The 13126-nt window shown below is 68.3% G+C and carries 12 protein-coding genes; 6 read left to right on the top strand and 6 right to left on the bottom strand.

The genetic code is table 11. From position 1 onward, the window contains the following. Window positions 1–718: 718 nt before the first annotated feature. Entirely contained in the window at window positions 719–2455 is a 1737-nt protein-coding gene (locus tag EGH21_RS14405) for an excinuclease ABC subunit C (protein ID WP_220619185.1), read from the bottom strand. A gap of 33 nt (window positions 2456–2488) precedes the next feature. Continuing rightward, window positions 2489–3109: a hypothetical protein gene (locus tag EGH21_RS14400; protein ID WP_220619184.1), complete on the bottom strand. Its 621-nt coding sequence runs from the start codon at window positions 3107–3109 to the stop codon at window positions 2489–2491. 79 nt (window positions 3110–3188) lie between these two features. On the opposite strand from EGH21_RS14400, the gene EGH21_RS14395 reads away from it, so the two are divergent. The 3 genes from EGH21_RS14395 to ligA all read left to right on the top strand — a co-directional run bounded on the left by EGH21_RS14395 (window position 3189) and on the right by ligA (window position 7042). Beyond that, window positions 3189–3707 (top strand): hypothetical protein, encoded by a 519-nt coding sequence (locus EGH21_RS14395; protein WP_220619183.1) that lies wholly within the window; start codon window positions 3189–3191, stop codon window positions 3705–3707. Between the two features lie 66 nt (window positions 3708–3773). After that, window positions 3774–4886 (top strand): pyridoxal-phosphate-dependent aminotransferase family protein, encoded by a 1113-nt coding sequence (locus EGH21_RS14390; protein ID WP_220619182.1) that lies wholly within the window; start codon window positions 3774–3776, stop codon window positions 4884–4886. Window positions 4887–4942: 56 nt separating this feature from the next. Next, entirely contained in the window at window positions 4943–7042 is a 2100-nt protein-coding gene (ligA, locus tag EGH21_RS14385) for an NAD-dependent DNA ligase LigA (RefSeq protein ID WP_220619181.1), read from the top strand. A gap of 223 nt (window positions 7043–7265) precedes the next feature. On the opposite strand, the gene EGH21_RS14380 is transcribed toward ligA, so the two are convergent. From EGH21_RS14380 to EGH21_RS14370, 3 genes are all read right to left on the bottom strand, one after another. After that, a complete protein-coding gene (locus EGH21_RS14380; RefSeq protein ID WP_220619180.1) occupies window positions 7266–8291 on the bottom strand; it encodes an ABC transporter permease in 1026 nt (341 codons plus the stop codon). Next, window positions 8288–9211 (bottom strand): ABC transporter ATP-binding protein, encoded by a 924-nt coding sequence (locus tag EGH21_RS14375; RefSeq protein WP_220619179.1) that lies wholly within the window; start codon window positions 9209–9211, stop codon window positions 8288–8290. Before EGH21_RS14375 ends, EGH21_RS14380 begins: the two co-directional genes overlap by 4 nt. A gap of 72 nt (window positions 9212–9283) precedes the next feature. Next, on the bottom strand, window positions 9284–9556 hold the full coding sequence (locus EGH21_RS14370) for a DUF7967 family protein (protein WP_220619178.1): 273 nt from the start codon (window positions 9554–9556) through the stop codon (window positions 9284–9286). Window positions 9557–9698: 142 nt separating this feature from the next. On the opposite strand from EGH21_RS14370, the gene EGH21_RS14365 reads away from it, so the two are divergent. From EGH21_RS14365 to EGH21_RS14355, 3 genes are read left to right on the top strand one after another with little or no spacing between them, the layout of a single operon-like run. Beyond that, entirely contained in the window at window positions 9699–10985 is a 1287-nt protein-coding gene (locus EGH21_RS14365) for an O-acetylhomoserine aminocarboxypropyltransferase/cysteine synthase family protein (protein WP_220619177.1), read from the top strand. Beyond that, window positions 10982–12187, top strand: coding sequence for a homoserine O-acetyltransferase MetX (gene metX, locus EGH21_RS14360; protein ID WP_220619176.1), 1206 nt, complete (start codon window positions 10982–10984; stop codon window positions 12185–12187). The genes EGH21_RS14365 and metX overlap by 4 nt, the downstream gene beginning before the upstream one ends. Before the next feature lie 34 nt (window positions 12188–12221). Then, complete coding sequence (locus tag EGH21_RS14355) at window positions 12222–12524, top strand: DUF7130 family rubredoxin-like protein (protein WP_220619175.1); 303 nt, start codon at window positions 12222–12224, stop codon at window positions 12522–12524. A 30-nt stretch (window positions 12525–12554) separates the two neighbouring features. Here the strand turns inward: EGH21_RS14355 and EGH21_RS14350 are convergent, their stop codons facing one another. Beyond that, window positions 12555–13118 (bottom strand): hypothetical protein, encoded by a 564-nt coding sequence (locus EGH21_RS14350; RefSeq protein ID WP_220619174.1) that lies wholly within the window; start codon window positions 13116–13118, stop codon window positions 12555–12557. Window positions 13119–13126 lie beyond the last annotated feature (8 nt).

Genomic DNA, 13126 nt, shown 5'->3' with positions numbered 1-13126 from the left:
CGGCCACCGGCTCGACGACGGCACTCCGAAACGCACGAGAGTGCTACGAGCGTGGCTGAAACCGCTCGTCAGAAGTCGTCGGACACCGACCGGCACGACGGGCTGTCGCTGCAGGCGGGCCCGCATCCGCCCAGTGGACTCACCCGCCGGACCGGGGCGAAACCGCCGCGGCGGCGGTCGCGAGGCCCCTGTCCCGTTGACGTCGTCCGCGCGACGCGCCACCGACGCTCGCGTTCGTGCGCGCTACGTCCGACGGGCGGCGCGCTAGCCGTATCGGCGACGGCGCCGGCGTGTCGTTCTCCCGGCGGGTCGCACGCCGTCTTCGCAGGGCAGACCGACCCACCGACTCGCCGATGGGCCACTCCCGTGTCGGGTCGACAGCGTCGCTCCGCCGGTTCGCCGTCCACGAGACCGATCGTGGGTGCTCCCGACACTCGACCGACGCGCCAGTACTGGCGGGTCCGACTCGGCGCCCGTCGACCGCCGCGTCGGCCTCGCACCGGTCGGCACCGTGCCGTCGAGAACCGCCCGCCGGACTACGACTGCCTCACGCCGGCCGGGGTGACGGGCGTCTCGTCGCTCCTTCGACTATCGACAGGGTCGCCGCGTCGGCGAAGTAGTCACCGATTCGACCGGTTTCGGACGAGAATCCCGTTACGGCGCCGGTTCACGCAGCCCCGCCCACAGCACGCGATAAATCTCTCACCGCGATACAGAATCAACCCAACCGACTGCGAATCGTCTCCGCCGTCGCCGCGCCGACGCCGTCGACGCTCGTCAGTTCGTCCGTCGAGGCCTCGCGGACGTTCTCGACGCTCCCGAACCGCCGGAGCAGTCGCTTGCGCGTCTCCGGCCCGACGCCGGGCAGGTCGTCCAGCGCCGTCGACACCTCGTCCCGGAGCGTCTGGTGGTACTGCACCGCGAAGCGGTGGGCCTCGTCGCGGACGCGCTGGAGGAGGTGCAGGTGCGGGGCGTCGTCGGCCCAGTCGTACACGCGCTCCGGTGTGATAACCAGTTCCTCGTCTTTCGCCAGCGCGATGGCGGGGACGTCCCACCCAGTCTCGGCGAGAGCGTCGCGGGCCGCGCCCAGCTGTCCGTCGCCGCCGTCGACGAGCAACAGGTCCGGGTCTGGGCGGTCGTCGCGGCCCGAGACGGCGCGCTCGGCCCGCCAGCGAATCAGTTCGCGCATGTTCGCGTAGTCGTCGTTGCGCTCGGTGAGCTTCTTCCGGCGGTAGTCCGACTTCTCGGCGCCCCCGTCGACGACGGTGACGTTCGACCCGACGACGCTCTTGCCCTGCGCGTGGCTCACGTCGAACCCCTCGATGCGGCGGGGGCGGTCGATACCCAGCACGTCGGCCAGCGCCCCGACCGCGTCGTCGGCACCGCCGCGCTGTTGGGCGTTCTTCAGCGCGAGGTCGACAAGCGTCGCCTCGCGGCCGGCGCCGGGCACTCGCAACTCGACGCCCTCGCGGTCGAGCCAGCGCGCTATCTCGGCGTCGGCGGGGTCCTCGGCACAGAGGATGGTACCGGGCAGGTCCCGCTCGGCGTAGTACTGGGTGATGAACGCCCGATAGACGCCCGCGGGTCCCTCGCCGTCCGGGGCGTCGAGGGTGTGGCGCTCCCGTTCGACCAGTTTCCCGCCCTCGGCGTGGAGGCGGGCGACGACGGCCCGGTCGCCCTCGACGACGGCGCCGAGTACGTCCGTCGCGGCGGCCCCGCCGGCGTCGCTGACCGCCGCGTCGCCCTCGCCGTGGAGGGCCTCGACGGCACCGAGTCTGTCCCGCAGGTTCGCCGCACGCTCGAACTCCTGTGCCTCGGCGGCGGCCGCCATCTCCCGGCGCAGGGGGTCGGCGAGCACCCCCACCTCGCCCTCGAAGAACCGCTCGACGCTCTCGACGTCGGCGGCGTAGTCGGCCTCGCTAATCTCGCCGGTGCACGGGGCGGTACAGATGCCCATCTCGTAGTCCAGACAGGGCCGGTCGCGGGTGCTGTACTTGTGGTCGGAACACCCCCGCAGGCCGTACGTCTCCCGCAGGGCCTTCACCACCGTCTCGACGCGCCCCTTGTCCGTGAACGGGCCGTAGACGATGGCGCCGTCGTCGGGGTCGCGGGTCACCTCGATGCGCGGGACGGCGTGGTCGGTGAGTTGGACCAGCGGGTAGGACTTGTCGTCTTTCAGCCGGACGTTGTACGGCGGCCGGTGGCGCTTTATCAGATTGGCCTCCAGCAGGAGCGCCTGCGTCTCCGTGTCCGTGACCGCGAAGTCGACGACGGCCGCCCGGTCGACCATCTTCGCGATGCGGCGGCTCCGCGGGTCGGCGTAGGAGCGCACCCGGTCCCGCAGGTCGACGGCCTTCCCGACGTACAGCACCCGGCCCTCGTCGTCTTCGAACTGGTAGACGCCGGGCTCTCGGGGGAGGTCGGCCGCCCGCGTACGCACGCCGTCTGGATCCATCGCCTCGGGGTTAGCGCTCGGCGGAGTTGAACGTCACGCCAGCGGGTCGTCCGTGACCGGGGGCTCGCTGGCGGCGGACGACGGCCCGTCGGGGCGAACGGCGGCCCGAATCCGCTCCAGCACGGTGTCGTCCTCGGGTGCCGACAGTTCGACGTCGTCGCCGCCGGCCACCGAGACGACGAGCACCGCCTCGCGGCTCCAGAGGTAGACGCCGAGGACGACGGCGGCGAGCGCCAGCGCCAGTCCGCCGAACAGCGTCATGATGTCGTCCAGTTGCGCCAGCAGTCGGAGAAGCCCCTGTAAGAGTCCGAGCATCCCGCCCAGCCCCATCGCGCCGGCGCTCCCGACGCCGTCCAGCGAGACGCCCGCCACGAGGCCGTCGAGGCTGACCATCTGCCCGGCCACGACGAGTACGACGCCGGCGACGAGCGCCTTCACCCCCTGTTCCAGGAAGTCGGCATTCCCGGCGCTCCGTCTGTCGACGCCCTCGACGTTCGGCCGGTCGACCTGCCGGAAGTTCGGCCCGTCGCGGTCCGGCGTGAACGCCAGCAGCCGGTGGCTCGTCACGACCACGCCACCGTCGCCCACCCGGACGTGCTCCCGTATCGACTCCCCGTCGTAGAGGAGGTCACCGGCCCGTTCGACCCAGTCCATACACCGTGTATGCCGACCGAGCGATTTCAATGCTCTCCCATCCCAAACGGCTATTTCGTCAGCGCCCCGACAGACAGGTATGGTGAGCGACCCCCGCTGTCCGCACTGCGACGGCAAGGTGAGTGCGACGGCGACGTGGTGTATGCACTGCGGGCAGGACTTCGCCGAACCGGTCGAGGCCGACGGGGGCCGCGTCGTCGGCCACGGCCTCGACGAGCCGACCGGCCTCCGCTCGGCGCTCGAATCCGGGGACGCCAGAGCTATCGGCCGGACGTTCGAGAGCCACGAGGACGGCCCGAGAGTCGTCGGCGTCGTGCTGGCCGTCGTCGCGTTCGTGACCCTCCCGATGGTCTCGCCGTCGGGCGTGACGTTCCTCTATCTGGCGGCCGTCGCCGGCGTCGGCCTCTATGCGACCCGCCAGCCCTCCGCCGCGGACGCCATTCGAGACGGCGGCACCGCACTGGCCGTGGCGCCGCTGGTGCTCTGGGTCGCAGCGGCCCTCCTGTCCGGGTTCACTGTCGTCGCCGTCACCGACCTGTTCGGTCCGATACTGTACGCGGGGCTGGTTCTGTTCGCCGTTCGTCGGTTGAGCCGGTGACGCTCACACCGGTATCAAAACTACCATGACTGCCGACGACGAGACTCCACCTATCAGGTGCCAGCCGTGACCAAGAAAAGCGAGTACACAGACGACTATCCCGACAAGACGCTGTACATTCCCGGCCCGACCGAAGTCCGCGAGGACGTCGTCCAGGAGATGGCCCAACCGATGTTCGGCCACCGTATGGACCGGATGACCGACCTCTACACGACCATCGTCGAGGACACCAAGGAGTTCCTCGGCACCGACAACGAGGTCATCATCCTCACGGCCTCCGGGACCGAGTTCTGGGAGGCTTCGACGCTCAACCTCGTCGACGAGAACATCCTCGTCCCGACCTGCGGGAGCTTCAGCGAGCGCCACGCGAACGTCGCCGAACGACTCGGCAAGGACGTCGACCGCCTCGAGTACGAGTGGGGACAGGCCATCAAACCCGAGGACATTCGCGAGACCCTAGAGCAGAGCGACAAGCACTACGACGTCGTCGCGACCGTGATGAACGAGTCCTCGACCGGCGTCCGCAACCCCATCGAGGAGATCGGCGACGTCGTCGCGGAGTACCCGGACACCTACTTCGTCGTCGACGCCGTCTCCGCGCTCGGCGGCGACTACGTCGATATCGACGAGCACAATATCGACGTCATCTTCGCCTCGACCCAGAAGGCCTTCGCCATGCCGCCCGGCCTCGCGGTCTGTGTCGTCAGCGACGACGCCTACGACCGCGAAGTAGACACGGAGTCGGCGTCGTGGTACGGCGGCTTCCAGCGCTGTCTGGACTACTACGACCGGAAAGGGCAGACTCACTCCACGCCCGCGATTCCCGTCATGCTGGCCTACCGCAAGCAGATGAAGTACATGCTCGAAGAGACCCACGAGGGTCGTGACCAGCGCCACGCGGAGATGACCGAGTACGTCCACGACTGGGCCCGCGAGCACTTCGACCTCTACGCCGAGGAGGGGTATCGCTCCCAGACGGTTTCTTGTATCGAGAACACGCAGGATATCGACGTCGCCGCGACCATCGAGGCCGTCTCCGAGGAGTACGACATGGTCTTCTCGAACGGCTACGGGTCGCAACTCGGCGAGAAGACGTTCCGCATCGGCCACATGGGCGAACACACCGTCGAGAGCATCGAGGAACTCACCGACGCCATCGAAGACGTCGCGGACCTGTAGGCGGGCGCGCCGGAGCGGAGCCGTTTTGAGCCACGGGCGGGAACCAACCCCCATCCATGGCCAGTGCCGAGGAACTCGGGGAGAACCCCTACGTCTCCGACCCGCCGATGGAGTTCGACCCCGTCGAGGAACTCAGCGAGAGCGAGGCCCGCGAACAGGCCGCCCGGTTGCGCGAGGCCATCCGCTACCACGACCACCGGTACTACGTCGAGAACGACCCGCTCGTCGGCGACCGGACCTACGACGCCCTCTTCTCGCGGCTCCAGACCCTCGAGTCGACGTTCGGCCTCGACACCGCGGGGAGCCCCACGCAACGGGTGGGCGGCGAACCGCTGGACGAACTCGGCGAGGTGGAACACGTCGCGCCGATGCAGTCCATCGACCAGGGCGGCGAGGCCGAGGACGCACGGGCCTTCGACGAGCGAGTGCGGCGACGGCTGGCCGACGCCGACTACGACGGCGCTGTCGAGTACTTCTGTGAGCCGAAGTTCGACGGCCTCTCGGTGGAAGTCGTCTACGAGGACGGCGAGTTCCAGCGGGCGGCCACCCGCGGCGACGGCGAGGTTGGCGAGGACGTCACCGAGAACGTCCGGACCATCGCCAGCGTCCCCCAGCAACTCCGCGGGGACTATCCCGACTTTCTGGCCGTGCGCGGCGAGGTGTACATGCCCCGCGAGGCGTTCACGCAGTACAACCGCGAACGCGTCGAAGACGGACAGGACCCCTTCGCCAACCCCCGCAACGCCGCCGCGGGCACCCTCCGGCAACTCGACCCCGGTGTCACCGCGAAGCGCCCGCTCGCCGTCTTCTTCTTCGGGGTCCTCGATTCCTCGACCGAGTTCGAGAGCCACAGTTCGCTTCACGAGCGGTTCCCCGAGTGGGGCCTACGGGTGTGTGACCGGACCGACGTGATCGACGACGTCGAGGCCGCCATCGACTATCGCGACGCCCAACTCGACGCCCGCGACGACTTGGACTACGAGATAGACGGCGTCGTCCTGAAGGTCGACGACACCGAGGCCTGTGACCTGCTGGGGACGACCAGTCGCGCGCCCCGGTGGGCCTTCGCCTACAAGTTCCCCGCGCGAAAGGAGGAGACCACCGTCAGAGACGTCGTCGTGCAGGTCGGTCGGACCGGACGCCTGACCCCCGTCGCGCTGATGGACCCCGTCGAAGTCGGCGGCGTCACCGTCACGCGCGCGTCGCTCCACAACCCCTCGCTCATCGCGGAGTTGGGCGTCGACGTGGGCGACCGCGTGCGCATCAAGCGCGCGGGCGACGTGATTCCCGACGTGGTCGAAGTGGTCGAGAAGGGGAGTGAGGGCCACTTCGAGTTCCCAGACACCTGTCCTGTGTGTGACAGCGCCGTCGAGCGCGACGGCCCGATGGCGTTCTGCACCGGCGGACTGTCCTGTCCCGCCCAGCGCGAACGCTCCATCGAACACTACGCCAGCAGGGACGCCCTCGATATCGAGGGCCTCGGCGAGAAGGCCGTCGAGCAACTGCTGGAGGCTGGCCTCGTCTCCGACGCCGCGGACCTCTACGACCTCTCGGTCGACGAACTGGCCGACTTAGAGGGCTGGGGAGAGACCAGCGCACGGAACCTCGTCGACGAACTCGACGCGGCCCGCGAACCACCGCTCGCGGACTTCGTCGTCGCCCTCGGGATTCCCCACGTCGGCGACGTCACGGCACGAAACCTCGCAGCGGAGTTCGGGACGTTCGCGGCGATTCTCGACGCCGGCGAAGCCGAGGACCGCGAGGCGTTCGAGGCCGTCCCCGACGTCGGCCCGGAGGTCGCCGAGAGCGTCGTCGAGTTCTTCGAGAGCGAGGGGAACCGCGCGGTGCTGGACCGACTGCTCGACCACGTCGACCCGCAGGCCGCCGAGGCGACCGGCGGCGACGCGCTGGAGGGCCTGACCTTCGTGTTCACGGGGTCACTCGACGGCCTCACGCGCGGGGACGCACAGGACGTCGTGGAGCGCCACGGCGGGTCGGCGACGAGTAGCGTCTCGGGCAACACGGACTTCCTCGTCGTCGGCGAGAACGCCGGCCAGCGAAAGCGCGAAGACGCCGAGGCAAACGACGTCGAGCAACTCGACGGCCGCGGGGGGTTCGCGTCGAAACTCGCAGAGTACGGCGTCGAAATCGAGTGACGACAGTCTCCGGTGACCGGAGTTCTGGCTAATGAACCGTCCACAGGGTGGGACTGAAAGGGGCCGTCCGCTGGCGCCGACGGGCAGTCGCCTGCGCGACCTCTATCCGAGCGAGCGAAGCGAACGAGGATATGTCGGGCAGCGACCGCCAGCGGCCGGGGGCTTTCTGGCGGTTCGTCGCGGTCCCGAGCCGCTATCGAAAACGCCGAAGCGACGAACCCGATTACAGGTCCGCGAGGTTGAACGTGTAGTAACTGATGCTCGCGGCGATGCCGATCCACGTGAGCATGAACACGACGACGGCGGGGTCGGAGTAGTAGAACGGCAGGGACCCCGACCCGGGCGCGCAGGTCACGATGGTGCCGAAGACCCCTTCCTGGGCCTGTGGGGCGCCGTTGAGGACGTCGGCACAGATGGTGCGACTCGCCTCTTGTCCCTGACTGAACATCCCGTAGCGGGCCGACAGCGCGGGGGCCTCGCCGGACCCGAGCATCGAGTTGACGAGGGTCTTGTAGGCCTGATTCGGGTTGACGAGTTTCAACAGCAAGACGACGTGCCAGCGGATGGCGCCGGTCACGCCCAGTTCGTTCGAGAGGATGTTCCCGACGCCGTTGGCGCCGGCGTTCCAGAGGAACGTGAAGTAGAAGTAGACGATGAAGTTCGCGGCGCCCGACCAGAGGCTCTTCTCGAAGGCCCCGGAGATGGAGACGACGATGGCGACGAACACCAGCGCGAACACCACCGTGAAGAACGAGAACAGGCCGAACAGTTCGGGTTTGAACGTGAGTCGCGACGCCGTCAGGAAGACGGCAGTGATGGCCAGCGAGGCGACCAGCGGCACGCCCAGCACGGCACACCGGCCCAGCACCTTCCCGATAATGACGTCCTTCCGGGAGTGCGGGAGAGACAGCAGTAGCTTCAGCGACCCCGACGTGCGCTCTTTCGAGATGGCGGCGAAGCCGAGGAAGATGGCGACGATAGGCAACAGCAACGTCACCATGTTCAGGTACACCTGCGAGAGCAGGAGTTGCATCCCCAGTCCCTGCCCCTGCTGGCTCACGCCGATGTCGAAGTACAGCGCCAGCGCGACGGGGGCGATGAACGCCGTCGTGAAGATGAGCCCCAGCAGCCACAGCCCCTTCGACCGGATGGCGTCCTTGAACTCCTTCTTCGAGACGGTGTACCACTCGAAGGTGTTCCTGAGCAGACGGTCCAGCCCGGCGAGGCCGCCCTCGCTGGCGGTGCTCATACCTCCACCTCCTGTTGCTCGGTGTAGGCGCTGAAGAGGTCCTCCAGCGACGCCTCCTGGGTCTCGAAGTCCTCGACGGCGACGCCGGACTCCTCGAACGTGTTGAGGACGGTCATCTTCGCGTCGCCGTCACAGTTGACGGTGACGCGGTCGGTGTCCGCTCGCACGCTGGACACTTCGGGGAGGGCGCGCACGTCCTCGATGGCGGCGTCGAGGCCGTCCGTGTCGCCGACGGTGACGACGAGTTTCATGTCGCCCTGTGCGGCCGCCCGGAGGCCCTCGACGCTGTCTTTGGCGACGAGTTCGCCGTCCTGGAGGATGCCGACGGTGTCACAGACGGCTTCGACCTGCCCGAGGATGTGCGAGGAGAAGAAGACGGTGGCGCCGCGTTCGCTCTCCTCGCGCACGAGGTCACGCATCTTGCGCGCGCCGTTGGGGTCCAGCCCCGTCGTCGGTTCGTCGAGGATGAGGAGGTCCGGTTCGTCGACGAGCGCCATCGCCAGCACCAGTCGCTGTTTCATCCCCTTCGAGTAGCCGCCGGCCCGCCGGTCGGCGGCGTCGGCGACGCCGACCCGTTCGAGCAGTTCCATCGGGTCGTCGTCGGCGTCCTTCGACTCGACGACGAACTCGACGTGTTCGCGCCCGGTCAGGCGCTCGTAGACGTCGTAGCCTTCGGGGAGGACGCCGATTCGTTCGCGGATGGCCTTCGACTCCTCGTTGACGTCGTGACCGAGGACCGTCGCGGACCCCGCCGTCGGGCGGACGAAGTCGAGCAGGATGTTGATGGTGGTCGACTTCCCGGCACCGTTCGGGCCGAGAAAGCCGAATACCTCACCCTCCTCGACCGTGAGGTCCACTCCGTTCAGGGCGACGACGTCCCCGAACTCCTTGCGGACGCCGTCCAGTTCGATGGCGGTCATACGCGCCGCTTGTGCCGGCCTCCGGTATAGTCTTTCGTGTTATAGACCGGTCGGTAGCGCGCCGAGACGCCGTCAGACCTCTTCGTCGGGGCTGTGGGAGCCTGCCATCCGCTCTGCCTCGGTGGCGTACCGTTCGCGGGTCTCCGTCTCGTCGACCGGTTCCAATCGAGCGGGTTCGACGTCGATGGCGGCGGTCACGCGCTTTTTCATCAGGAGGTTCGTCGAGAACTGTTTGGTCACGTGGCGGTCGCCCTCGGGCGTGGCGTAGACGAGCGTCACCATCCGCTCGTCGCCGTAACTGGAGCGTTCGACCAGCCAGCACCGAACCGTGTCGTCGTCGGTCATCGACTCCCCCTTCCGGTGCCAGCGGTTTGTATCCTCCGAGGACGGTCCTCGCCGCCGCGTCCAGAGGCGCTACCGTACCACACGGGGAGAGTTTTGCCGTAACTCGTGGTTATAGATGCGTAGAGATATATGCATACTGCACATGACCGACCGCTACGGATTCGGGACGAGATGCGTCCACGCCGGACAGGAGGACCCCGACCCGGCGACCGGGGCGCGTGCTCCGCCCATCTATCAGACCTCCTCGTACGTCTTCGAGGACGCGGAGACGGCCGCCGACCGCTACGCCCTGGAGGACGACGGCAACGTCTACTCGCGGTTCGACAACCCGACGGTACGGATGCTCGAAAACCGACTGGCGTCGCTGGAGAACGCCGTCGACGCCGTCGCCACCGGGTCCGGGATGGCCGCGCTCGACGCCGCGACGACGGTGCTGGCGTCGGCCGGCGACAACGTCGTCTCGGCCTCCTCTATCTACGGCGGTACGCACTCCTACCTCGCGAACACCGCCAGCCGACGGGGTATCGACACCCGCTTCGTCGACACCTTAGACCCCGACGCCTACGCCGACGCCATCGACGACGACACCGCCTACGTCCACTGTGAGACCATCGGGAACCCCTCGCTGGTCGTACCGCCGCTGGAAGCCATCGCCGAGGTGGCCCACGACCACGGCGTCCCCCTGTTCGTCGACAACACGTTCGGGACGCCGGCGCTCTGTCGACCGCTGGACCACGGGGTCGACATCGTCTGGGAGTCGACGACGAAGTGGATTCACGGGTCCGGCACGACTATCGGCGGCGTCCTCGCCGACGGCGGGTCGTTCCCGTGGGGCGAGTACCCCGAGAAGTACCCGGAGATGGGCGGCCAGAACCCGGCGTTCGACGCGAACTTCGCCGAGCGGTTCGGCGACCGTGCGTTCTCGATGGCCGCCCGCCAGCGCGGGTTGCGCGCGCTCGGCGACGGCCAGAAACCGTTCGACGCGTGGGCGACCATGCAGGGCAGCGAGACCCTCTCGCTCCGGATGGAGCGACACTGCTCGAACGCGCTCACCGTCGCCGAACACCTACAGGACCATCCCGATGTGTCGTGGGTCACCTACCCCGGACTGGAGAGCCACGAGACCCACCACCTCGCCGAGACGTACTTAGAGGGCGGGTTCGGCGGCGTCGTCACGTTCGGTCTCGAAGGCGGGTACGACGCCGGCCGACGGTTCTGCGAGGAGACCGAGTTGGCGCAGTTCCTCGCGAACATCGGGGACGCGAAGACGCTGGTCATCCACCCCGCCTCGACCACCCACGCCCAACTCTCCGAGGACGAACAGCGCGCGAGCGGCGTCAGCCCGGACCTCGTCCGGATGAGCGTCGGTATCGAGGACCCGGCCGACGTCGTGGCCGACATCGACGACGCCATCGAGCGTGCCACATGAGCGTCGAGTCACAGACCGTCTCGCTCGGCGAGTTCGAGTTCCAGTGCGGTGAGACCATCGCCGACCTCGAACTGGCCTACGAGACGTACGGCGAGTTCGAGGGCGACAACGCGGTGCTGGTCTGTCACGCCCTGACAGGGAGCGCACACGTCGCCTCGCGGGGCCGGTTCGAGGAGGGCGACCAGGCGTACGCGTGGTGGGACGACATCGTCGGGCCGGGGAAGGCCATCGACACCAAAGAGTACTTCGTCGTCTGTGTGAACGTCCCCGGGTCGTGTTACGGGTCCAGCGGCCCCTCCAGCGAGAACCCCGAGACGGGCGAGCCCTACGGTCCGGACTTCCCCCCCGTCACGGTCGCCGACTGGACCGAGGCCCAGCGACGCCTGCTGGACGAACTGGGCATCCCGGCGCTCTACGCGGTCGTCGGCGGCAGCGTCGGCGGCATGAACGTCCTCGAGTGGGCGAAACGCCACCCCGACCACGTCGAGAAGATAGTCCCCATCGCCGCCGCCCCTCGCCTCGACCCGCAGTGTCTCGCGCTCGACGGCATCGCTCGCCGAGCCATCACGACCGACGAGCACTGGAACGGCGGCGACTACTACGGCGACGGCGAACACCCCGACGAGGGACTGGCGCTCGCTCGACAACTCGGCCACGTGATGTACTTCTCGAAGTCGAGCATGGAGCGGCGGTTCGGCCGCCGCGCGGCCACGCGAGAGGCCGAACGCGCGTTCCCCACGGACCCCGCCGGGCGCTTCTTCCCGTACCGCGACGTGGAGTCGTATCTGGACTACAACGCCTCGAAGTTCGTCGAGCGCTTCGACGCCAACAGCTACCTCTACCTGACGCGGGCGATGGACAACTACGACCTCTCCTCGGGGTTCGAGGGCGACGCCGACGCGCTGGCGGCCTTCGACGGCACGGCGCTGGTGATGTCGTTCACCGGCGACTGGCACTTCACGACCCAGCAGTCGGAGGCACTCGCCGACGCCCTGCGAGAGACCGACACCGGCGTCGCCCACCACGTCGTCGACTCCGACTACGGCCACGACGCCTTCCTCGTCGAACCCGACAGCGTCGGCCCGCCGCTGGCCGACTTCCTCGACGAAGGGCTCGACGGGAACGCTATCTCCGACACGCAGGAGAGCGCCGAGGAACCGTCGGACTTCGCGCCGGTCCACAACAGCCTCTTCTCACGCTAGTCTTTAACACACTTCGACGCGACTACTAGTCTGTATGAGCGACATGTCCACGGGCTCCGAGAGCAACAAGGTCGCGTTCGGTCAGACGGTGTACGACGACGCTGGCAACGAAATCGGGACCATACGGGGGTTCGACGAGCACGGCTTCTACGTGACCGTCGACGAGGGCATCGAGGCGCTCTCCAGCGAACACGTCTCGACCGGCAAGGCCGGCGAGGCGGAACTGATGTGGCGCTGCTGGGAGTGTGGCGAGATGGGGCAGATAGAGAAACTTCCCGAGGAGTGCCCGTCCTGTGGCGCGCCGAAAGAGGATATTTACTACTGGCAGGAGGACTGAGCGGCGCCCCGAACCCCGATTTCTCGCGGTTCAGTCCCGTTCGACGCGGTCGGCCGTGCCCGCGTCGAGTCCCGTCGTCACCGCCGTCAGCGCGTCCTCGGGGACGCTAAAGCGGACCGTCTCCTCGCGCCACTCGACCAGGGCATCGCCGTCTGCGTCCCGGACGACGAGATAGGCCACCTCGTCGGCCAGCGTGGCGACGGCCTCGAACGTCTCGGCCGAGAACGGGACGGTGCCGGCGGTGTGGTCGTCGGCGACGGTGACGTCCGGGTGGCCCGAGAGCGTCTCCAGTTCGAAGCGCGGGCGGCCGGTGACGTCCGCGCGCCGGCCCACGTCGAGGTAGAGGAACGTCGTCTCGGCGTCGCGTGGGGTGGCGTCCAAGACCCCCGCGAGGACGTCGACGCGGGCGTCCGTGGCCTCCGCGGGCTGGCGCACCCGGAACCGTGGCTCGTCGTCGGGCCACGTCGGCGCGCCGGTGTCGAGTCCGGCCCGCTCCCACGCGTCGACGATGGCGTCAGTGAGGCGGTCGACGCCGACGGCTTCGATGGCCTCGGCCATCCGGTCGGCGTCCGACTCGGGGTTCGTCTCGTCCATACCCGCTA

This window comes from Haloarcula rubra (assembly GCF_019599465.1).
GTDB lineage: Archaea > Halobacteriota > Halobacteria > Halobacteriales > Haloarculaceae > Haloarcula > Haloarcula rubra.
This window is presented reverse-complemented; position numbering and strand designations above follow the sequence as displayed.

Coding starts and splice junctions, on each gene's coding strand:
- ligA (WP_220619181.1), top strand. CDS start 4,943: ATGGCCAGTGCCGAGGAACTCGGGGAGAACCCCTACGTCTCCGACCCG.
- EGH21_RS14370 (WP_220619178.1), bottom strand. CDS start 9,556: ATGACCGACGACGACACGGTTCGGTGCTGGCTGGTCGAACGCTCCAGT.
- EGH21_RS14405 (WP_220619185.1), bottom strand. CDS start 2,455: ATGGATCCAGACGGCGTGCGTACGCGGGCGGCCGACCTCCCCCGAGAG.
- EGH21_RS14375 (WP_220619179.1), bottom strand. CDS start 9,211: ATGACCGCCATCGAACTGGACGGCGTCCGCAAGGAGTTCGGGGACGTC.
- EGH21_RS14400 (WP_220619184.1), bottom strand. CDS start 3,109: ATGGACTGGGTCGAACGGGCCGGTGACCTCCTCTACGACGGGGAGTCG.
- EGH21_RS14355 (WP_220619175.1), top strand. CDS start 12,222: ATGAGCGACATGTCCACGGGCTCCGAGAGCAACAAGGTCGCGTTCGGT.
- EGH21_RS14350 (WP_220619174.1), bottom strand. CDS start 13,118: ATGGACGAGACGAACCCCGAGTCGGACGCCGACCGGATGGCCGAGGCC.
- EGH21_RS14365 (WP_220619177.1), top strand. CDS start 9,699: ATGACCGACCGCTACGGATTCGGGACGAGATGCGTCCACGCCGGACAG.
- metX (WP_220619176.1), top strand. CDS start 10,982: ATGAGCGTCGAGTCACAGACCGTCTCGCTCGGCGAGTTCGAGTTCCAG.
- EGH21_RS14380 (WP_220619180.1), bottom strand. CDS start 8,291: ATGAGCACCGCCAGCGAGGGCGGCCTCGCCGGGCTGGACCGTCTGCTC.
- EGH21_RS14395 (WP_220619183.1), top strand. CDS start 3,189: ATGGTGAGCGACCCCCGCTGTCCGCACTGCGACGGCAAGGTGAGTGCG.